Source organism: Pseudohaemophilus parahaemolyticus, from assembly GCF_938021905.1.
Classification (GTDB): domain Bacteria; phylum Pseudomonadota; class Gammaproteobacteria; order Enterobacterales; family Pasteurellaceae; genus Haemophilus_A; species Haemophilus_A parahaemolyticus_B.
Genome location: NZ_CALIFA010000044.1, coordinates 1 through 21,523 on the forward strand (window position 1 = coordinate 1; position 21,523 = coordinate 21,523).

At 39.0% G+C, this 21,523-nt stretch carries 15 protein-coding genes and 1 pseudogene; 5 read left to right on the forward strand and 11 right to left on the reverse strand.

Annotation, left to right across the window (positions count from 1 at the left end):
* Positions 1-180 precede the first annotated feature (180 nt).
* The 5 genes from QMF79_RS04190 to rraA all read right to left on the reverse strand — a co-directional run bounded on the left by QMF79_RS04190 (position 181) and on the right by rraA (position 10,035).
* Positions 181-5,157: a S6 family peptidase gene (locus QMF79_RS04190; RefSeq protein ID WP_281772867.1), complete on the reverse strand. Its 4,977-nt coding sequence runs from the start codon at positions 5,155-5,157 to the stop codon at positions 181-183.
* A gap of 349 nt (positions 5,158-5,506) precedes the next feature.
* Positions 5,507-7,777 carry a 5-methyltetrahydropteroyltriglutamate--homocysteine S-methyltransferase gene (gene metE / locus QMF79_RS04195; protein ID WP_281772868.1) on the reverse strand — a complete coding sequence of 757 codons (2,271 nt, stop codon included), beginning with the start codon at positions 7,775-7,777 and terminating at the stop codon, positions 5,507-5,509.
* 305 nt (positions 7,778-8,082) lie between these two features.
* Positions 8,083-8,607, reverse strand: a complete 525-nt coding sequence (locus QMF79_RS04200; RefSeq protein WP_281772869.1) for a DUF1523 family protein — start codon at positions 8,605-8,607, stop codon at positions 8,083-8,085.
* 8 nt (positions 8,608-8,615) lie between these two features.
* Complete coding sequence (locus tag QMF79_RS04205; RefSeq protein ID WP_281772870.1) at positions 8,616-9,404, reverse strand: TatD family hydrolase; 789 nt, start codon at positions 9,402-9,404, stop codon at positions 8,616-8,618.
* Between the two features lie 130 nt (positions 9,405-9,534).
* A complete protein-coding gene (rraA, locus tag QMF79_RS04210; RefSeq protein ID WP_281772871.1) occupies positions 9,535-10,035 on the reverse strand; it encodes a ribonuclease E activity regulator RraA in 501 nt (166 codons plus the stop codon).
* Between the two features lie 183 nt (positions 10,036-10,218).
* Here rraA and murB point away from each other — a divergent pair, with 183 nt between their 5' ends.
* The 4 genes from murB to miaA all read left to right on the forward strand — a co-directional run bounded on the left by murB (position 10,219) and on the right by miaA (position 14,591).
* Positions 10,219-11,244, forward strand: a complete 1,026-nt coding sequence (gene murB, locus QMF79_RS04215; RefSeq protein WP_281772872.1) for a UDP-N-acetylmuramate dehydrogenase — start codon at positions 10,219-10,221, stop codon at positions 11,242-11,244.
* A gap of 224 nt (positions 11,245-11,468) precedes the next feature.
* On the forward strand, positions 11,469-12,785 hold the full coding sequence (locus QMF79_RS04220; RefSeq protein ID WP_281772873.1) for an MFS transporter: 1,317 nt from the start codon (positions 11,469-11,471) through the stop codon (positions 12,783-12,785).
* A gap of 91 nt (positions 12,786-12,876) precedes the next feature.
* Entirely contained in the window at positions 12,877-13,638 is a 762-nt protein-coding gene (locus tag QMF79_RS04225; RefSeq protein ID WP_281772874.1) for a biotin--[acetyl-CoA-carboxylase] ligase, read from the forward strand.
* 14 nt (positions 13,639-13,652) lie between these two features.
* Positions 13,653-14,591 (forward strand): tRNA (adenosine(37)-N6)-dimethylallyltransferase MiaA, encoded by a 939-nt coding sequence (gene miaA, locus QMF79_RS04230; protein WP_281772875.1) that lies wholly within the window; start codon positions 13,653-13,655, stop codon positions 14,589-14,591.
* Positions 14,592-14,668: 77 nt separating this feature from the next.
* On the opposite strand, the gene QMF79_RS04235 is transcribed toward miaA, so the two are convergent.
* From QMF79_RS04235 to QMF79_RS04250, 4 genes are all read right to left on the reverse strand, one after another.
* Positions 14,669-15,154 carry a hypothetical protein gene (locus tag QMF79_RS04235; protein WP_281772876.1) on the reverse strand — a complete coding sequence of 162 codons (486 nt, stop codon included), beginning with the start codon at positions 15,152-15,154 and terminating at the stop codon, positions 14,669-14,671.
* 23 nt (positions 15,155-15,177) lie between these two features.
* Positions 15,178-15,498: a DUF2322 family protein gene (locus QMF79_RS04240; protein ID WP_281772877.1), complete on the reverse strand. Its 321-nt coding sequence runs from the start codon at positions 15,496-15,498 to the stop codon at positions 15,178-15,180.
* Between the two features lie 146 nt (positions 15,499-15,644).
* Positions 15,645-17,396: an NAD nucleotidase gene (gene nadN / locus QMF79_RS04245; RefSeq protein WP_281772880.1), complete on the reverse strand. Its 1,752-nt coding sequence runs from the start codon at positions 17,394-17,396 to the stop codon at positions 15,645-15,647.
* An 85-nt stretch (positions 17,397-17,481) separates the two neighbouring features.
* On the reverse strand, positions 17,482-18,252 hold the full coding sequence (locus tag QMF79_RS04250; protein ID WP_425591879.1) for a hypothetical protein: 771 nt from the start codon (positions 18,250-18,252) through the stop codon (positions 17,482-17,484).
* A gap of 175 nt (positions 18,253-18,427) precedes the next feature.
* Here QMF79_RS04250 and znuA point away from each other — a divergent pair, with 175 nt between their 5' ends.
* Entirely contained in the window at positions 18,428-19,357 is a 930-nt protein-coding gene (gene znuA / locus QMF79_RS04255; RefSeq protein WP_425591880.1) for a zinc ABC transporter substrate-binding protein ZnuA, read from the forward strand.
* Between the two features lie 223 nt (positions 19,358-19,580).
* On the opposite strand, the gene ddc is transcribed toward znuA, so the two are convergent.
* Complete coding sequence (gene ddc, locus QMF79_RS04260; RefSeq protein ID WP_281772879.1) at positions 19,581-21,116, reverse strand: L-2,4-diaminobutyrate decarboxylase; 1,536 nt, start codon at positions 21,114-21,116, stop codon at positions 19,581-19,583.
* A gap of 195 nt (positions 21,117-21,311) precedes the next feature.
* Positions 21,312-21,523: pseudogene (locus QMF79_RS04265) on the reverse strand (diaminobutyrate--2-oxoglutarate transaminase); the annotation flags it as partial.

A 21,523-nucleotide genomic window follows, 5' to 3' on the forward strand; every position in this document is an offset into this window, starting at 1 on the left:
ATGTTTTTACGTTAAATTTTGTACTCATAATCGTTGATCTAATGTGATTAAAAATATTGGTATTATACTTGAATCCGTAAAACGGATAAAGGCGAAAAAATGCAGTTGAAAAGAATAAAAAAGAGGCTTTTACATTGTTTCAGTTACAACATAAAAGCCTCTTTAAGAACAGATCCTAGGCTACCAACGATACCCTAATTTCACACCAATTGTTCTCTGTTTACTTAATTGTGAACCTTGAGATTGAGCCGCATATACCGACATATGGAAATGCGAGATCTCACCACTTACACCCAATTCTTTTTGCCAATAACGCCCAAACTGTTGTTGTAAAGTCGCCTGATTGATTTTAGTTTGCACGCGAGCATTTGAAGCATCGACATAATTTATTGAGAAATACGGTTTAATTGTTACATCTTGAGCTGGTGTAAAGGTGTAATCTACTTTAGCCCCTGTAGTATAACTATTAAATGCTATTTTCGGTGTTTGGATATTCACGCCTTCGTATTGGTAATTTTCGCCTTCAATAAAATGGCGATTTACACCAAGATGAGACTGAACACCTAATTCTCCTAAACGGAACTGATAGTTTGCATTAAGACCATAATTCATCACACGACGATGGATTTTTGGGCTTTGTTCACCTGAAATTTTACTTGAACTCACCCCATAACCAGCGTTAACACCCAATTGCCAATTATGCCATTGATATTGTGCAAATGCTGACACCATCGAGAGATCCATCTGATTAGAGATCTGCTCATCAAAGGTATTATTAGCACGACTATGTGAGAAAATCGCCCCAAACCGTCCATTCTCAACTTTTTTCTTAACACCAATTTGGCGTAAATTCATATTTTGTTGATAAGCACGGAAATCATCTGAATCATAACGTTTTTTATCTTGAGTAATATTCGTCCATACCGAAAGATCTGAATCCGAAACCAAAACTCTATCAAGCTCATGTTGAACTGAAAGCATGCTATTTACCGTTGCAGACAATTCAGAAAGAGCGCTATTTGAATAACGACTAATAAGCTCTTTTTGCTTGCGTTTCGCTTCTTCGGCTTTACGTTGCTCTTCAGCTAAGCGTTTTGCTTCTTCGGCTTTGCGTTGTTCTTCGGCTTTACGAGCCTCTTCAGCCTTACGAGCTTCTTCGGCTTTACGAGCTTCTTCAACCTTATGAGCTTCTTCCGCTTTGCGAGCTTCTTCAGCTTTACGTTTCTCTTCCGCTACACGTTTTTCTTCCGCGATACGTTTCTCTTCCTCTTGGCGGAATTGAGCAGTAACTGGCATGGTTTGCTCAACGGTTTGGCGTTGTTGAGCATTTGCTTTGTGATGCTCTGCTTGCGTTTTGTCTTGTTCGACTTTTGCTTGCTCTGCCGTTAATGCTTGAGTTTGTGCATTAGTGCTATTTTTAAGATTTTCGACCGCTTGTTGTTTAGCAATAACAGCTTGATTTGCCAGATTAAGAGCACTTAAGCTACTATTATTTTGTTCTGCTGCTTTTGCTTTTTCTTGAGCCGCGGTTGCTTTCTCTTGCTGTGTTTCTGCAAGAGTAGTTTTGAAGGTTTGAGCCTCTTTATTTTGATTAGCTTGTTCTTTTAAGTCGCGTTCAAGTAATGCTTTTTTCGCTTTCAATTCTGCATTGTTAGTTTGTGCTTGTCGGAGAAGCTCTTCTGCGATGATAAGCTCCTCTTTCACTTCTTCAAGTGATAACACCATAAAATAGAAAGCCTGCTTTTCAGCCTGTAAAAATGCCCCTTTTTCAGATAACACTTTTTCTTCTTCAGCAACAGCCAGTGCTTTTTCTTGTTGCTGTTTTGTAAGATTAAGCTGTGTCAGTTTAGCTGTGGCAAACTCAATTTGAGCTTCCTCTTTTTTCACCTGTGCTGTCGCTAAAGCAATATTTGCTTCATCTAAAGCTTGAGCAGTTTCTAGGCTTTTAGCGGATTCGTACGCATTGGTTGCAGTCTGTGCTTTTTCTTGAGCAGCTTGTACTGTAGCTTGTGCTTGGGTTAGTGCCATTTCTTTCTGATTTTGCACTTCCTGTGCTGCGTTTTGGTTACGTTGAAGTGCTGCTAATTCCGTTTTTAATGTGTTGAGATGGCTTTGATCAGGCAATGCTTCAGATAATACTGAACTTTTTGACCGCACTTTTTCTTCTTGAGCATGACGTTTTTCGGTTAATGCCGTTTTTTTCGCTAATAATTCGCTTAACTTTTGAGCTTCATTGGTTAAGTTTTGAGTTAACTCTTGTTCTTTAATTGGATTATATAGACGATATTCATTCCCTTTTTTAATTAACTCATAACGCCAAGTACCTGCATCAACGTGTTGATTGGCTAAGGTAAAGTTTAAGCCTGAATCTACCGCTTGTTTAAGGGTAACTAGTGTTAATTGTTCAAGTGTTGTGGGTTCTGCCCCCGTATTATGCACATTAAGCTTAAAGTCACCTTGTGCACGTCCATTAATTTGCAATTTATCGCCTAAATATTGAGTCAGATAAGTGCGATAATTAAACGTCCCATTGCCACTTAAATTGCCGTTGATAGTAAGCGTATTAAATTGGCTATTATTTGTTTGAGTCGCAAAATCAGGATTCAGCGTAATTTCACTATTATTGAGTGCTAGACTACCTAAACTTGTGTTTGCTGGCATTGTCCAGTTCGCATTATCCAAACTGACTTGAGAGCCATTTTCACCGCTTATTTGATGGGTAAATTGAGTATTAATAAGATTAAAATGAGCGTTATTACTCAAACGAACATCGCCAGTTAAAGTTGCATTATTCACCGTGGCATTTGCCTGATTACTCAAGTGCAATGCTCCTGTTTGTGTTGCGTTGTTACTCAAGGTAAATCGACTCTGTTCGGTTAAATTCACGTTGCCAATTAAATCCACGAATCCTGATGCAACGAGGCTCGCGGTATTAGATAACTGCACGTTGCCATTTACTTTTGTTCTTGGTAACGAATTGATGGTTTTTTCATTAGTCAGTTTTTCTGATTTACATTGAGTGAGTCCTGCCCAATCAGAACGAATGCAAACTAAATTTTCTTGATTTGGTGTCACACCAAAAGTTGCTGAGGCGTTGTTATTAATTGTCCAATTACCATTAATTGCAGAAACATTGCGAGAAACCACCGCTTGCCCGCCTTTAATTTGGAGGTTTTCAGCCGTAAACGTGCGGTTAATCCAATCATCATCGATGATGACCTCTCCTCGAGTTGAACCTTCTATCTTGGCATGATTTTGATTTAAATGATTGTAAGCATGAGGCGTTGGACGACCACTAAAAATTAAGTTACCGCCATTTTGGGTAATATTCCCTTTTAAATTTGTTCCACCTGATAGAAGGAAGTGATTATCTTTGTTAAGCGGATTGTAATTAACATTCAAACGTCCAGTATTTTTAGTATCATCTTTATCACCAAACCAACCATTAAAAGCAATATCTCGTTTATTGGTTAAGTCGCCTCCTTGATTATTGGTAGTATCACTGCCAGTAATGATAATTTCTGATGCTTGAGTTGCATTGTGGTTAACTAACATCGCTCCTTCGTCAGTATTTTGAATACGTTTGAAAGTTAATGAGTTACCATTAAGATCTAATCGTCCTCCACGAAAGCCGAAATAAATATTGTTAGGATCAACTTGATCTGCACTATTTAGTTGAACAGTTGCTCTACCGCTTACAATGCCAACTTCTTTAAAGGCTTGTTTTTGATTATTATCATCGGCTTGTTGATCTAAAATGACCTTGCCGTTACCTACACTAATTGAGCCTAAGTTTTTACCTTTTGCTTGAATATGTAACGTTCCTTTACCAATTTTAGAAAGGCGATCATTTTCAACACCATTTACTTTCCAAGTAACGGTACTATCTTCACTTACATGTATGCCTGCTCCTTGCCAAGTTGCATTATTTTCTGAAGAGACTGTAAAGTCACCTTCAAAATATAAACCGCCTGCTCCTTGGTTAATATTATTAGTAAAAGTGACTTCACCTTTTGCATGGTCAATAAATGAGATATTTTTACCATTATTTAGTCTTGGTTTATAAGCATTTACACCACCTGCAGCATAAACAGGTTCTTTATCTTCTACTTTTAATGCTTCGTTAAATAACTGAACAGTTCTGACTTTAAATCGAGGCATACTCACTTTTTCATTCGTTTGAGTAACCGTACCTGTTCCATTATTATTTGAAGAAAATGAATAATGACCGTTACTTCTTGGTTCTAAAAATGTTATAGGTAAATCCTCTGAAAAGACATTGTCATAAAACCAATCTTTTCTAATTAATTGGAATCCATTTCCCGCCCCCAAGAAAGGGTTACCTGTTTGCAATACAGCATTTATGAGCCATTTTCGTTTTTCCGCATCATAAATAAACATTGGGGAACCACTATCGCCTAAAGAACCAGCAATTGGCAAAGGTCCATAATCATTAGGTTTTGTTAGATCTCCATTTAAATTTACCGTACCATTACCAGCCCCACCTTGTGAATGCGTGTTGCCAGCAGTTCTCCATTGATAGCCACTAGCAATCCAATATGAGCTATTACGTCCCTTTTCTTGATCTTCAGCGGTTCTCCACCATTGTCTACCTGCACCAATACGAACACGTTCAGGATATCTAGTATGATCTGCATACGTATTTCCATGCATTGTTTCTGTCATTTCTATCGGCTCAGCATCAGTGACAAATTTATGTAATCTAGGCATGTGATAATCCCCATCATAAGGATTATTTTTATCTGGCTTATAATTATTCCGCTTTACGATCTGATAACTAAAACGATGCTGATCGGGGTTATTTCCTTCTGCTCCAAAATCAACGTTATTATATCCACCGTTATGTGCCACGCTCACAATATACTGATCGCCTACTAATGCAGCCACACCGTTGCGCGACACCACAGAAAAATCAATCATCGGTGCTTTTGTCATCGATGTGCCAACTAAATTTCCATTTTTATTGTAAACCTCAATATTTTGAGCCCCAACTGTGAACTTCCCTTTATTCTCGGCAAAATCACGATAATATTGGTAATTAATACCAAAATAAGTATGTCCTGCCGATGCTTGTGATGCTATCCCTAATGAAATACAAGCGGTTAAAAAATTAAGACGAAATACAGTTTTTTTCATAAGATTGATCTAAAAGTGCCTCATATTTTAAATTTAGCAAAAAGTGGTTATTTTATGAATACATTTTAATCAAAAGATTAAAAGTATAGAGAAAATAAAAGCCAGGTTAATGCTAGAGTTTCAAATGGTTTGCAACAATAGAGGTTGCAAATGATTAGAATTAAAGAAGTTTTACTATTCTATGTAATCTAGTCACTAGAAGATAATGAAAAATTTTATAGTTATGTAATTGTCCCTCTTTTTTGACCTTAATATAGCGGTTACAACGGAACTGAATAGAAAAAACCGAGCTTTAAAAGCTCGGTTTTATTTATGTGTTTGCAAATTATAAGTTAAATTTTACCGCTTATTACGCTAATTCCGCACGTAATTTTTTGGTTACATCCACCATCACTTTTAATTGGTCGATAGTTTCTGCCCAACCACGTGTTTTTAAACCGCAGTCTGGGTTTACCCATAAACGTTCTTTTGGAATTACTTTTAACGCTTTGCGTAATAAGTGTTCAATTTCACCTGCGGTTGGTACACGTGGGCTGTGGATATCATACACGCCTGGACCGATGTCATTCGGATAGTTGAATTTCACAAAGGCATCTAATAATTCCATATCTGAACGTGAAGTTTCGATGGTAATTACGTCTGCATCTAATGCCGCAATCGCAGGTAAAATATCGTTAAACTCAGAATAACACATGTGAGTGTGAATTTGAGTATCATCTTGCACGCCCATTGAGCTTAAACGGAATGCCTCGCCTGCCCATTGTAAGTATGCATCCCAATCAGCACGTTTAAGCGGTAAACCTTCACGAATTGCTGGCTCATCAATTTGGATAACTTTAATGCCTGCTGCTTCTAAATCTAACACTTCATCAGATAACGCTACGCCGATTTGTTTACATACGGTTGAACGTGGAATATCGTTACGCACAAATGACCATTGTAAAATAGTTACAGGGCCTGTAAGCATTCCTTTCATTACACGGTTAGTTAAACTTTGTGCATATTGAGACCAACGTACTGTCATTGGCTCAGGGCGAGTCACATCACCGTAAATTACTGGTGGTTTTACACAACGTGACCCGTAGCTTTGTACCCAACCAAATTTAGTGAAGGCGAAACCGTCTAATAATTCCCCAAAGTATTCCACCATGTCGTTACGCTCTGCTTCGCCGTGAACTAACACATCTAAATCCAATTCTTCTTGGCGACGTACCACATATTCGATCTCTTTTTTCATTGCCGCTTCGTAATCTGCGAGAGATAACTCACCTTTTTTGAAGCTAGCACGAGCGTGACGAATTTCAGTCGTTTGCGGGAATGAACCAATATTTGTGGTTGGCAGAAGCGGTAAATTTAACCACGCATTTTGCTTAACAATACGTTCTGCAAATGGCGATTTACGCTGATCTGCACCTTTTGGTAAGTTTGCTAAACGCTCCGTTACTTCAGGGCGATGAATGTCTTTTGACGTTGCACGTGCATCTGCTGCCGCTTGGCTTGCATCTAATGCTGCTTGCACAGAAGCTCTACCATTATTTAACGCTTGTTTTAATACGTTTAATTCTTCCACTTTTTGTAGCGTGAAAGATAACCAGCTATAAAGTGCAGGATTTTTCTCTTTTAATTGTTCTTCCACTTCTAAATCAAATGGGGTGTGCAATAATGAACAGCTTGGTGCAATCCATAAACGCTCGCCTAATTTCGCTTTTAATGGCTCTAATACATCTAACACTTTGTTTAAGTTTGCACGCCAGATATTACGACCTTCAATCACACCAGCTGATAACACTTTGCTGTAATCTTCAAATGCCGCAAGCTGTTCTGGTGCACGTACTAAATCTAAATGTAAGCCCGCAACAGGTAAGGTTTTTAATAACTCAGCGTGTTCAGCAACTGAACCAAAATAAGTGGCTAACAATAATTTTGCGTTCACTTTGCTTAATTCAGCGTAAACAGATTTATAGGCTTCAACCCATTCTGTAGGTAAATCCAATGCTAATGCAGGTTCATCAATTTGAATCCACTCCGCACCTTCAGCGACTAATACATTTAAGATCTCAACATAAACAGGCACTAATTGATTTAATAAATCGAAACGGTTAAACGCTTCGCCTTTTTCTTTACCTAACCATAAGAATGTTAATGGGCCAACAATCACAGGTTTAAAGTTTAAGCCTAACGTTTTTGCTTCACGGATTTGGTTTACATAATGTGCTGGGTTAGCTTTGAAAGCGGTCGTTTTTTGGAATTCTGGTACTAAATAGTGATAGTTCGTATCAAACCATTTGGTCATTTCAATCGCAAATTGATCTTTGTTACCACGTGCAAGTTGGAAATATTGATCAAGGGTTAAATTTTGGCTATCAAAACCAAAACGAGCAGGAATTGCCCCAGTTGCCACTTGTAAATCTAAAATATGATCGTAGAACGTGAAATCGCCCACTGCAACAAAATCTGCATTCGCCGCTGCTTGATGTTTCCAGTTTTTTTCACGCAATGCTTTCGCTAAATCTAATAAATCTTGCTCGGCCAATTCTTTACGCCAATAACGTTCTTGTGCAAATTTTAATTCACGTTTTGCTCCTACACGAGGAAAGCCTAAGATGTGTGCTGTTGTCATAATGTACTCCTGCTATTTTAAATCGGGTTTGTTTAGACGTTTAGCCGTCTAAACTGCTTGGTTCACATCTTCTAACTTTTTCTTACATTATGCAACCTCATAATTTTCTTATTGATTATGAAAATTTTTAATATTTTAGGGGGGGAAAACGGAACAGTAACTTTAGTTTACATCGACATGTTAGTGTTGGGTTTGTGAGTAGGCAACGAGAAACTGTGGTTTGCCGACCTAAAAAGGTCGGCGATATTTTGGAGAGTAAATTTAGAGATACTGTAGTGATCTCTTATCACATTGTAGATTCGCGATTATTTATCACGAAAAACGCCACGAATAAATTGGATAGAAAGGAAGAATAAGAAAGCAAGCACGGCATATAAAACATAGCTTACAATCGGTTGGGATAGCGTTTCGCCTTCGGCAAGTGGCTTGATAGAAACTACGTTGCGAAACTCATTCATCCAGTTAATACGCCAACCGTAATATTTGATTTGTACGCGTTGATGCTCGTTCGCATAGGCTTGTGCTTTCGCCTGCACATCAGCAGAACCGAATTTGAAGTAAGGTGGCAATCCCCAGCCCGTATCTTCATTACGATAAACCATGGTTTTTTTGCTATCTGGATTCTCGGTGAATAAGAAATATACATCGCGTACTTCGCCATCTGCAGGGTTAGATTTGCTGATGACGCCATCTTTGTCCATTCTGCGCACTTCCATTCCAGTTACCACCGTTTCATCGTAACTTGGCATTACGTAGTTTACTGTGCCTGCGATGACGATGAAAAATGAGAGCGAAACAAGAAATAAGAAATATTTGAGGATTGATTTCATACTAAGTCCTACACGTTAATTTTGAATAATTTTTGCACATTCTGTGTGGTGATACGAGCCAATTCTTCAGTCGAAACACCTTTTAACGTTGCCAAATACTCGCACGTTTCACGCACATAAGCTGGCTGATTTGGCTTGCCACGGTAAGGAATTGGCGCAAGATACGGTGAATCGGTTTCGACCAGTAGGCGATCAAGCGGTAGTTTTCTGACCACATCCCGTAATTCTTCTGCATTGCGGAAGGTAATAATACCCGAAATCGAAATATAAAAGCCAATATCCAATGCACGTTTTGCCATCGCATAATCTTCGGTAAAACAATGTAACACACCGCCACATTGTTCTGCACCGCCTTGCTCAAGCATATTCATGGTATCTTCGCGTGCTGAACGAGTGTGAATAATCAGCGGTTTATTGACCTTTTTCGCTACATCAATTTGAGCCGTAAATTGCTCTTGTTGAAGCATTTTAGTTTCAGGTGTGTAGTGGTAATCTAAACCTGTTTCGCCAATGGCAACGACTTTATTGTCTTGGGCATAAGCCAAGAGTTTGTCGTAATCGAAAGGTTCTTCATCTACATTAAGCGGATGCACACCGCAGCTTAGTGAAACATCATTGCGATGAGCGGTAAGCTGTTTCATCGCCTCAAAACGTCCAAGTGTAGTGCAAACAGAAACAATATGTCCCACGCCACGTGCTTTGGCTTTTTCGATCACTTCATCCACGCTTTTATGTTGCGTTTGATAGTCTAAGCCATCAAGGTGGCAGTGGGAGTCAATAATAAATAAGTCGTTCAAATTTAGTTCCTAACGTAGGATGGGATTCACCCCACCATTTTATGATATTGATATTTAACGGTAGGATAAAGCCTACCCTACGATAAAAAATGCAAGCATGGTGCTTGCATCTTTAATTAAAAAAGCAAAATTACTCTTCTTCTAATTCGTTTAAATCCAACGCTTCAGGCGAAAGAATAATGCCCGTTAAGTCTGCATACACGTAATCTTCTGGGAAGAATGTTACGCCACCGAAATTCACAGGTGTATCAATTTCGCCAATTTCGGTATCGTCCGCACCAACAGGGATCGGGGCTAAAGCGTGAATGCCAATATCTAAGGTTTCCAACACATCTAACTGACGCACCGCACCATAAACAATAATACCTTCCCAGCCATTATCGACAGCTAATTGTGCTAACTCCGCATCAATCAACGCACGGCGCACTGCACCACCGCCATCAACGAGTAGCACTCGACCGTTACCCTCTTCTTCCAAAACTTTTTCAATTAAACCGTTACTTTCAAAGCATTTTACGGTTGTAATTTGACCACAGAAAGAAGACGCACCGCCAAAGCTTGAGAAGATTGGCTCAACCACATCAACTTGGTCTGAATAAATATCGCAAAGTGCTGAGGTATCAATACGCATAATATGCTCCGTTTTATTTTCGTTTTAATGTGGCAAGTATAAACCTAAGTGGCGAATTTGCAAAATTTTCTAGGAATTCGACCGCTTATTTAAAGAAACATTCATATGTTAGGAAATATCAAATACCAAATAATCTGTGTATTTATGTTAAAATGCCCGAAATTTTCTAACTGAACAAATATTATGCAAAACTTAACGCCTTTTCATACCTTTCATCTGCCTGTTAAGGCTTCCAAAATTATTGAATATACTAATGTCGAACAGCTTTTAACTGCGTGGCAAACCGCAACTCACGCTAATCAACCTGTTTTGCTTTTAGGGCAAGGCTCGAATGTACTTTTTATCGATGATTTCCACGGTGTTGTGCTGGTCAATAAAATGCAAGGCATTGAACAGCGTGAAGATGCGGACTTCCACTATTTGCACGTGCAAGGCGGGCAGGATTGGCACGAACTCGTAAAAATAGCACTTTCACTGAGCATTTACGGCTTAGAAAATTTAGCTTTGATTCCAGGTGTGGCAGGTTCGGCACCAATTCAGAACATCGGTGCCTATGGCGTGGAATTTGCGAATATATGTGATTTTGTCGATGTTGTGCATCTACCAACGGGCGAACGTTCCCGCTTAAGCAAAGAAGCCTGTCGTTTTGGTTATCGAGACAGCATTTTCAAGCACGAATGCAAAGACGAATATGCAATTATTGCAGTTGGTTTGAAATTGCCAAAAGCGTGGAAACCTGTGCTGAATTATGGTTCATTGGCACAGTTTGATCCTGAAACAGTAACGGCTCAGCAAGTGTTTGAGGAGGTGTGTGCTGTGCGCTCGAGCAAATTACCAAATCCAGACGAATTTGGTAATGCAGGCAGTTTTTTCAAAAACCCTGTGATCGATGCTGCCACTTTTCAGCAAATTCAGACCGCTTATCCGAACATTCCAAACTATCCGCAAGCGGATGGTACGGTCAAACTCGCTGCAGGTTGGTTAATTGACCAATGCGGTTTAAAAGGCTTCCAAGTGGGCGGAGCTGCCGTGCATGCCCAACAAGCGTTGGTGTTGATTAACAAAGAAAACGCTACAGGAATGGATGTTGTGAATTTAGCCAAAGCTGTTCGCCAACAAGTGCGTGAAAAATTTGGCGTAGAGCTGCACCCTGAAGTGCGTTTTATGGGCAAAAATGGCGAAATTGATAGTGAGTTGATTACTAGATAATATTTAACGCTTAATTGATTAAAAAAATTTTATGGTACCTATCAATATTCAATTCTCTATAAGGAAACCGTTTGTATTGTAAAATATAGTATTTTTCTCTAATAAGGTATAAAATTGCAACATTTTATAAAAGCATTACCGATTTTATGGGCTTTAATGATATTGCTCACAGAATTTTTAAATGGTAGGATTTGCGAACTTTTTACTTTATTGAGAAAAACAACATGTCAAATCAACTTCGTAATGATCCGAAAAAAGTGGCAATTGCCTCAATGATCGGCACTGCAATCGAGTTCTTCGATTACTATATTTATGCAGCAGCGGCTGTGTTGGTCTTTAACACGCAATTCTTTAAAAGTGGCGATCCAGTTTCTGATGAGCTACTTTCCCTTTCTACTTTAGCATTAGCTTTCTTTGCTCGCCCGATTGGTTCTGCATTATTTGGACACTTCGGTGACAGAATCGGTCGTAAAAAAACCTTAGTTGCCTCTTTATTATTGATGGGCGGTTCAACCGTGATGATCGGTTTATTGCCAAACTATGAAACTATTGGCATTTGGGCACCTGTTTTACTTTGCTTATGCCGTGTTGGTCAAGGTTTAGGCTTAGGCGGCGAATGGGGAGGTGCAGCATTAGTAGCAACCGAAAATGCACCTGAAGGCAAACGTGCGTGGTACGGTACTTTCCCTCAATTAGGTGCACCGATTGGGTTGTTCATAGCAAATGCTTCATTTTTCTTAGTAAGCTACTTTTTAGGTCATGAAGGCTTAGTAGAATGGGGCTGGCGTATTCCGTTCATCTCTTCAATTGCGTTGGTTATGGTGGGCTTATGGGTGCGTTTAACCTTGCACGAAAGCCACGTATTCCGCGAAGCTGAGCAACAAGGCAAAACGCAAAAAGCCCCTGTTTCTGTGGTCTTCCGTCATCATTTAAAACCGTTAATTCTTGGTACATTCATTATGACGGCAACTTACGTGTTGTTCTATATTATGACGGCGTTCGCACAAGTGTATTCTCGCTCGCCAGCAAAACTCTCTGAAGCAGGACACGCAATGGGTTTAGGCATTGCACCTAATACATTTACAGGCTTATTGTTATTAAATGCTATCGTATTTGCGATTTTTACTAGCATTTCGGGCATTTATGCAGACAGAATTGGTCGTCGTAAATTCTTATTATGGGTAACCTTTGCAATGGGGATTTTCGGCTTAGCTATGCCATTATTCCTATCAAACGGTACTCCAATGTCAGTGTTCTTCTTCCTTGCCGTGGGTATGGTGTTAATGGGCTTCACTTTCGGTCCGATGGCAGCATTACTTCCCGAATTATTCCCAACAGAAGTACGTTATTCTGGTGCATCATTGGCATATAACTTCGCGTCAATTGTGGGGGCAACCATTGCGGCAACCTTCGCGATCAAAATTAATGCCGCTTACGGGATCTTAGGTGTCGGCATCTATTTAGCGGTAAATGCATTGATTACCTTTATCGCTTTATGGGCATCAAAAGAAACCAAAGATTTAGACTTAACGAAAGCCTAATTTTAGCTTAAATAATATGATATGATTTTCACCTAGTATTGTGGATCAACCGCATTGCTAGGTGATTTTTTATGCAAACTATGAGAGAAAAATGAAACTCAATCAATCGCAAATTCAAGAAGCCTTGCTTTGCGGGCAAGCCTTTGTGTTTGATGAAATTAACTCTACCAATGCTTACTTGCTTGAACATTATCAAACGTTAGAACAAGGCACGGTTTGTCTTGCGGAAACCCAAACCGCAGGGCGTGGCAGACGAGGTAGAACGTGGTTTTCGCCTGAAAGCCAGAACCTCTACTTTTCGATTTTATGGCATTACAAGCAAGAAGAGTTGGAGAATTTACCCGCGTTGAGTTTGGTGGTTTCGCTTATTATTGCCGAAGCCCTACAAGCCCAAAATGTGCAAGATATTCAGATCAAATGGCCGAATGACGTCTATTACCAAGGCAAAAAAATGGGTGGGATTTTGATTGAAACTAAAGCTAACCGAGAGGGTATTCATTTGGTGATCGGGATCGGGCTGAATTTAGGGATGACGCAAGTGGATGAGAAAATCGTCACGCAAGCGTGGTCAGATCTTTCGCAATACCATTTCGACCGTAATAAACTCGTCTGCAATTTAGTGCAGGCATTGCAAAAAAACTTGAAAATTTATCCGCTTGTTGGCTTCTCTCACTATCAAGAGCGTTGGCAAGCATTCGATATTTTCCAAAACCGAGTCGTTAAATTGATTGCCAACGATCACGAAATTCACGGTACTTCACGTGGTATTAACGAACAAGGCGAGCTACTGCTTGAGCAAAATGGCGAATTGAATGCTTTTGCGATTGGCGAGATGTCGCTCAGATCAGAATAAAAATAGAATAAAAGATGAACAATAAACCTAAAGCGATTTTTTTAATGGGTCCGACCGCTTCGGGTAAAACTGACTTGGCAATTGCCTTGCGTGAAAGCCTGCCTGTGGAAGTGATTAGTGTAGATTCCGCCTTGATTTATAAAGGAATGGATATCGGCACAGCAAAGCCAAGCCCTGAAGAATTGGCAAAAGCACCGCACCGCTTGATCAACATTTTAGACCCAGCAGAAAGCTATTCCGCTATGAATTTCCGAGCCGATGCTTTAAAAGAGATGGCAGAAATCACTGCAAGCGGTCGAATTCCGTTGCTTGTTGGCGGCACAATGCTTTATTACAAAGCCTTGATTGAAGGGCTTTCGCCACTACCTTCTGCTGACAGCGAAGTACGAGCTAAAATTGAACAAAAAGCAGCAGAATTTGGCTGGGGAGCTTTGCACAAAGATTTGATGGTCATCGATCCTGTTTCGGCAAATCGTATCAATCCCAACGACAGCCAGCGTATTAACCGTGCGTTGGAAGTGTTCTACATTACTGGTAAAACGATGACTGAACTCACTGCCCAACAAGGCGAAAGTTTGCCCTATGATGTATTGCAATTTGCTATCGCCCCTGAAGATCGGACTGTATTACACCAACGCATTGAGCAGCGTTTCCATAAAATGATTGTGCTTGGTTTTGAACAAGAAGTACGAAAACTATTCGAGCGTGGCGATTTGAATATTGATTTGCCGTCTATTCGTTGTGTGGGCTACCGCCAAATATGGGAATATCTGCAAGGGGATATTTCGCTTGATGAAGCGATTTTCAAAGGTATTTGTGCTACTCGCCAGCTTGCGAAACGCCAAATCACTTGGTTACGTGGTTGGCAAAGTGAAATTACGTGGTTAGATAGTTTGCAGCCTGAAAGGGCACAAGACGTTGTGTTGGAAAAGTGGGCTAAGTTTAGAGCATAATCACTTTTTCAAAGATAGAAAAAGCATCCGAATTATTGACATTTAATTGGGATGCTCATGTTAAAACAAAGGCTTTATTATTTAGCTACAACAATACGTTTGCCATTCGAAAAAACAACATTTTTAGCACCATTGATGGCACTAATTTTAGCTTCTCGGCTAGCAAATAATTGCTGTGCTTGTTCAGGCATTTCTGATAAAGGTACATTAAATGTAACATCAATCTGTTGTTTTGAATTCAGTGAAGGTTCAAAGTTAATCGGGAGTTCTCGCACATAGAAAATTTTGTTTTCAATTTGATAAGCAGATACCCAATTTAGAGACCTAATTTTATTTTGACCTTTATTTTGAATAGTATAAGTTAGTGTTACAACAGGTTGATTATTTTTATCTGCTTGTAATCCTCGTGAAACAAGATGGATTCCTACATTTTGGTTAAAACGCTCAAGTGCTATATCGCGTTTTTGTGTTTGTTGTGGTACTTGTTTTTCTGCAGCTTGGCTAGTTGTTACTGCTATTAAAGATGATAAACCTAAAATTACTAATGATTTTAATAATTTCATAAAAACTCCTCGTTATTCAATCGTTAGGCTTTATTAATAGGGGCTAATGTTAAAGTGATATTTTTTTCAATTACATCAAAAAGCAAATCAATATTAGGATGTTTGCCATGATGTAATTTTGCATCTTCTACGTGTTCTGCAAACCACTCTAACCCTTGTTGGGCTGCTAAAGCGGTTAATTTGCCATTAAATTTTGCAAATAATGCATTATATAGCTTTAAAGAGCCCAATTTCCCTTCAATTGCTGGAATATAATGAATTACTTCATCTGATTTATTTTTAATTTCTAAACTTGCAAGATGATCAATGCTAGGAAAGGTTGCTAAATAATCTTGAAATTGCATAAAAGCCTCAAAAATAAGAAATCAATTACTACAAAGTTTACACATTTGCATAGCTGAACGCAAATGACAAAATTAACTCGTTTTATAAATAAAATTGCATGTGTAGTAAGCTTTCTTACTACACCGCAATCTATTTGTAGAGATAGTTATTTTTTAGGTAGTATGTCGTTGACTACATTAAATTTCACATTTGATGTGCTATAAGATTCAAAAGAAGGATTTTTCTTCATAAATTTAATGAAACTTTCAGCATCTGGCAGATAAGTATCAGTGCCTTCATATTTTGGATCGTTAAACATTTTTGCAAATGTTTTATAACCATCCTTACCGCTTGCAATATATGAGTTAGTACCGACTAGATAACGTTTAGCATCATCTATAGCTTCCCATTGTTGAGTTTGTTTATTAAATACTTCCACATTCACTAAACGTTTTCCTTCTGCATTAGGCATTTCATTAGCTTCATAGCGAATACCTGCTCCATATGGGAAACCACCCGTTGAACCATCAACTAAAGAAAATTGCAAAGCATCTTCAATCACTTGTTTTACTAATGCCCCTTCCATTTTATAGGTAAATAATGTATTACCAAAAGGTAAGAAGGTATAAGCATCATTAAAAGTAATATTTCCTGGTACTATATCTGAACGAACGCCACCCGCATTTTGAATCGTTAAATCAACATTTTTAAGTTCATTATACATAGTCTCTGCAATGAAGCGTGTTGCTACTGAACCTTCAGGGTTTGAACCTGCCTTATTTGGAATACGGTTGTCAGAACCACCTGGCATAACATTACCGTTGATAGTACCCACCACTTCTTTTGCTAACTGGTCTTTTTCATGACGATATTTAGCAATGATTTTATCAGTGGTTTTATCACTATAGTCTAATGAGATACTTGGCGTTGCTTTTAGGCTATCAATAGCTTGTTTACGCTCTTCACCTTCAAGTTCTTTCCATTTTCCTTCTTTATCTTTTACTTGCAGTTTATTACTACTCATAAGTACGTGAGGAATTTTTCTCGTAATACTTGCAATACCATCTTTGCTAAATTTCACACCCAAATCGCCTACTACAGCAGAATATGCCCAGGCTTCCATGACATAAACAGGCTCACCATTTGGAGATTTAAACTCAAGTGGATATTCATAAATCACAGGTAATTTTAATGCTCTCAGTTCATCATTGCCGTATAAATTATGAGAGTCACCTGTAACAATAATATCAATATCATTTACTTTTTGAGCAATTTCGATATTTTTCTCACTGCCTGCATGAGAAAGTAAGATGATCTTGTTAATGCCTTGCGATTTTAAGGTATTTGCCATAATTTGAGCCGTGACCACTTCATCGTAGAATTTAACATCTTTACCAGGTGATGATGAATTAACCGTTTTATTAACGGTATCTAGCCCAATAATGCCTATTTTCTCGCCATTAACAGCAAAAATATCGTAAGGCTTCCATTTGTTATATAAAATAGAACTTTTGTCAGGGATCACATTAGCAGATAAAACAGGAATTTTTAGTGGTTCAAGGAGCTTTAATAAGCCTTCATTACCCGCATCAAACTCATGATTTCCTAACGTAAAATAGTGAAAATTACCAGCATTCATCACTGCTGCATCAGCTGAACCGCCAAATAAGGTGAAATAAAGTGTGCCTGTAATAGCATCACCTGCATGTAATACAAGCGGATTTTTATATTTTTTACGTAATTCTTTTAATTTTGCATTTACTGCTGAAAAGCCACCAATATCAACTTTGGTTTGTTTCCCATTAAGTTGAATACGGGTTTCATGAGGTTCTAAATAAGAATGGTGATCGTTAATATGTAAAATGCTTAATTCTACTGCCTTATGTTCAGGCATTGATGTTGTTGCGATAGTAGGCATTGCAAATAAAGCAGTAGTGATGCTAAAAATAGCCATTGTGCTTTTTTTCAGCTTAAAGGTCATAATAAACTCCTGTTAGGTAAGATTAGTTTTCCAAACCTTCTAGCATAGCTTGGAAAGTTTTATAACGAATGGCTTGATTGTTATGCTGTAAATTGCTTCGAGGTTGATCTAAATATGAAAAATCATCCACTTCAACCCCTTTGAATTGTTTATCAAAAATAGCGTTAGCCAATGCTAAACGAGGTTTTATCTGTGAAGAAGGAACTATTAAACTAATGCGATTCTCCGTAATTGAAAATACTGTTTTAGGAGAGAAATCCTGTTGCATTTGTTGAGCAATGTTTTGCAAGATCGCTTTAGCTGAACCTTCAACTTGCACAAGTTGAGAAGATTTTGCACCATTTTCAAGCAATAAATCAATAAAAGCTTGCGTGTTTGAACTATGTTTTATATAAATTTTAGCCTTCTCATTTGCGAAAAAAGAAACAAGTAAATTCTGTTTCATTGCATTATTGAGAGTAGTATCATTGCTTTCAGTTGGTTCGAAATAGAGGTAGTCTAAAAATTTGGGGGTGAGATTTTTATCTGTTTTAAAAATCCGGGTAAGAATATTTTCTGTGATTTGAGTTTGTCTATGAAATTGTTCAATAGATAATGCGTTTTGCTTTAAAAAAGCTACTTGTAAAGCAGATAGTTGTTTTTTATCTTCTTTCGCTAAAGCTATCGCTAACTGGTGTGTTAATGATTGTTGCGTTATTTGTCTGTTACTTGATTGGATATGAGGTTGCTCTGCCATAGACTGCATGCTACATAATGCTACAAATAGCATAAAAGATGAGTGTATTTTTTTCATTGTTAGTCCCACTATCGTGATGGTCATTTTGGATATTATAACGAAATAATTGGATGTATAAAAAGAATTTATCATTATCGAGAATACCAACTTAAAAAGCCCATAAAAAAATAATGGCAATTTAAAATCATTCTGCTAGAATGCTCAAACTTAACGCTTTATTAACAGGAGATGGATTATGAAAAAAACGTTACTTACAGCAGGAATTTTAGCCACAACTTCATTTGCTCATGCGGATGTATTAACCACTATCAAACCGCTTGGTTTTATTGCGAATGCGATTACTGATGGTGTGACAGAAACACAAGTGCTATTACCTGTGAGTGCATCACCGCACGATTACAGTTTGAAACCGTCTGATGTAGAAAAATTAAAATCAGCAGAATTAGTGGTTTGGGTAGGGCACGGTCTTGAATCATTTTTAGAAAAATCGGTTGAAAAATTACCTGAAAGCAAAGTGCTAGAATTGGGTGAAGTGCCTGCAATCGAAGAGATTATTGAAGCAACACATCACGAAGATCACGACCATGACCACGATCACGGGCATCATCAACATGCCCATGGTCATGATCATCATGGACATGACCACAGTCACGACTGGCATATTTGGCTTTCAAGCGATGCGAGTAAAATTGCAGCAGAGCAAATTGCGGATCGTTTAACGCAATTGTATCCAACGAAAAAAGCAAAAATTGCAGAAAATTTGGCAAAATTTAAAGCCGCAGTCGATGCCAAAACTGTGCAATTAAAAGCCCAGCTTGAGCCAGTAAAAGGCAAAGGCTACTATACCTTTCACGAAGCTTACGGTTATTTTGAATCAGCTTATGGTTTAAACTCGCTCGGTTCATTTACTATTAACCCAACTGTTGCCCCTGGAGCGAAAACTTTGGCGAAAATCAAAGAGCATATTGCGGAACATAAAGCAGTTTGCTTGTTTGCTGAGCCGCAATTTACACCACGTGTGGTAGAAAGTTTAAGCAAAGGTACACAAGTGGGTGTTGGTCAGCTTGATCCACTTGGTGCGAAAGTTAAGATGAGTGCAGAAGCTTATCCTCAGTTCTTGCAAGGCATTGCGGATGAGTTTACGAAATGTTTAGCGAAATAAATACTAATATTGGGAAACAAGCAGCTAAAAATAGAGGGTATTTTTGCATTCCATATGCTTTATCAAACTAAATTTGCTCGGAATTTAATTTAGATCTAAAAGTAAATGTTTTATTACAGATAAGACATTTATAGTGCTGTAGATTTTATCAACTATTTTGCCCTATATGTCAAAATAACCGCTTGTATCTGAATACAAGCGGTTATTTTTCTTAGTAAATTAACTAATCAATCGGTGGAATGTAAGTGCCATTAGCAATCGCCTCTTTAATGCGATTAGCTTCTACTAAGACTTGTGCAAGCAAGGCTTTCACATTTTCCAAAGTTGCAATCGGGCTTAATGTCGTCATTTTTAAAGACTGTTTATCGCCTACTTTGGTCACACCAATATTCGCTTCGCCTCGTGCAAAGAGTTCATCTGCCACGTTTTGGTTTAAGGCATCAACAAATTCAGCTGGGTAGCCTTCTGGCACAACGCGGAATAGCACGGAAGCGAATTGGCTTGGCACAAGAATTTCTAAGCCTGCGGTGTCGTTGATGTATTGTTCCACTTCTTTGGTCAGTTTTACGCCGTGGTCGATCATTGAGGCGTAAAGTTCTTCGCCCAATGCTTCAACGGTGAACCACAATTTCAATGCATCAAAACGGCGGGTGGTTTGTAGCGATTTTGCCACTAAGTTTGGTACGCCGTGCTCTTCATCATATTCTGAGTTGAGGTAGTCGGCTTTGTAGTCGATAAAGCGATAATTCGCAGGATCTTTCAACAAGAACGCTCCACACGAGATTGTTTGGAAGAAGTGCTTGTGGAAGTCGAGCGTGATGGAATCGGTTAATTCAATACCATCTAAGAAATGGCGGTAATCTTTGGAAAGTAATAATGCCCCGCCCCAGGCGGCATCAACGTGTAACCACGCTTGATATTCATCAGCAAGTTTGCGGATGGCTTTTAAATCATCAATTGCACCTGCATCGGTCGTCCCTGCGGTTGCCACGATACAAGCGGCGATTTTACCTTCGGTTTTCAATTGGGCAAGTGTTTGTTCAAGAGCAGCTACGTCCATTTGAGCATTTGCATTTGATGGCACGGTCACGACAGATTGGAAACCCATTCCCATCATCGCCATATTTTTTTGTACGGAGAAGTGCGCGTTTTCAGAGCAGATTACTTTCACTTTTTTCATGGCATCGGCAGGAATACCATCACGTTGTACTGACCATTCAGAGCCGTCTTCGTTTTTCCAGTGGTTTGCAATCGCCCAATCGCGTGCCAACAATACGCCCATTAAGTTAGATTGGGTGCCGCCAGAAGTAAACACACCCGAAGTGCCTTCCCCATAGCCCGCTTTTTGGCGGAGCCAGTTGATCAAATGCTCCTCCATAATCGAACCCGCAGGGCTTTGATCCCAAGAGTCCATAGATTGGTTGGTGGCATTAATCAACACTTCCGCAATTTGGCTTGCGACCATTGTTGGGCAGTGTAAGTGAGCAAGTGAGTGCGGGTGATGCACTTTCAAACTTGGATTAAGGAAAATTTCTACTAAGTGATCGAGTGATTTCTGTACGCCCACACCTTCTTTGGTCGGTTTGAAGCCGTCCACCAAAGCTCTCATCTGCTTGATAGAACCGCCAGTGTACATTTTTTCATTTTTCAGCCAAGAAGAGACCGCTTGCACCGCATTGTGCATTGCAGTTTCGTAGTCAGTGATTGCTTTGCTATCGTTGCAAAACAAGGCTTGTTTGTGTTGTTCGAGGTTTGACATTATTATCTAATTTCCTAAAAAATTCCCCTCTTTATCAAAGAGGGGTTAGGGGAGATTTGGCAGAAGAAAATTCAACCTTGTGAGTAATTAAACATTGTAATCAAATTTTCCTCCTTGTCCCTCTTTTCTAAAGAGGGGAGTAATTACTAAGCGGTCAATTTTGGCAAAACTTTTGCAAAATCCGACTGCTTTTAATTAACCACGTACCGCTTTTAATGCATCTACAACGGATTGTTTGAAGCGTTTGATGAACTCTTCGCACTCGACTTGGTTGATGTTCACTGCACAAAGTATTCGAACCACATTGCCGCCGCGCCCGCCACGTTCGAGCAAGAGTTTGTTTTTGAAACACGCTTTTTGGATTGCTGCCGCTAATTCACAATCGCGCGGGTAAGCCCCTGTCGCAT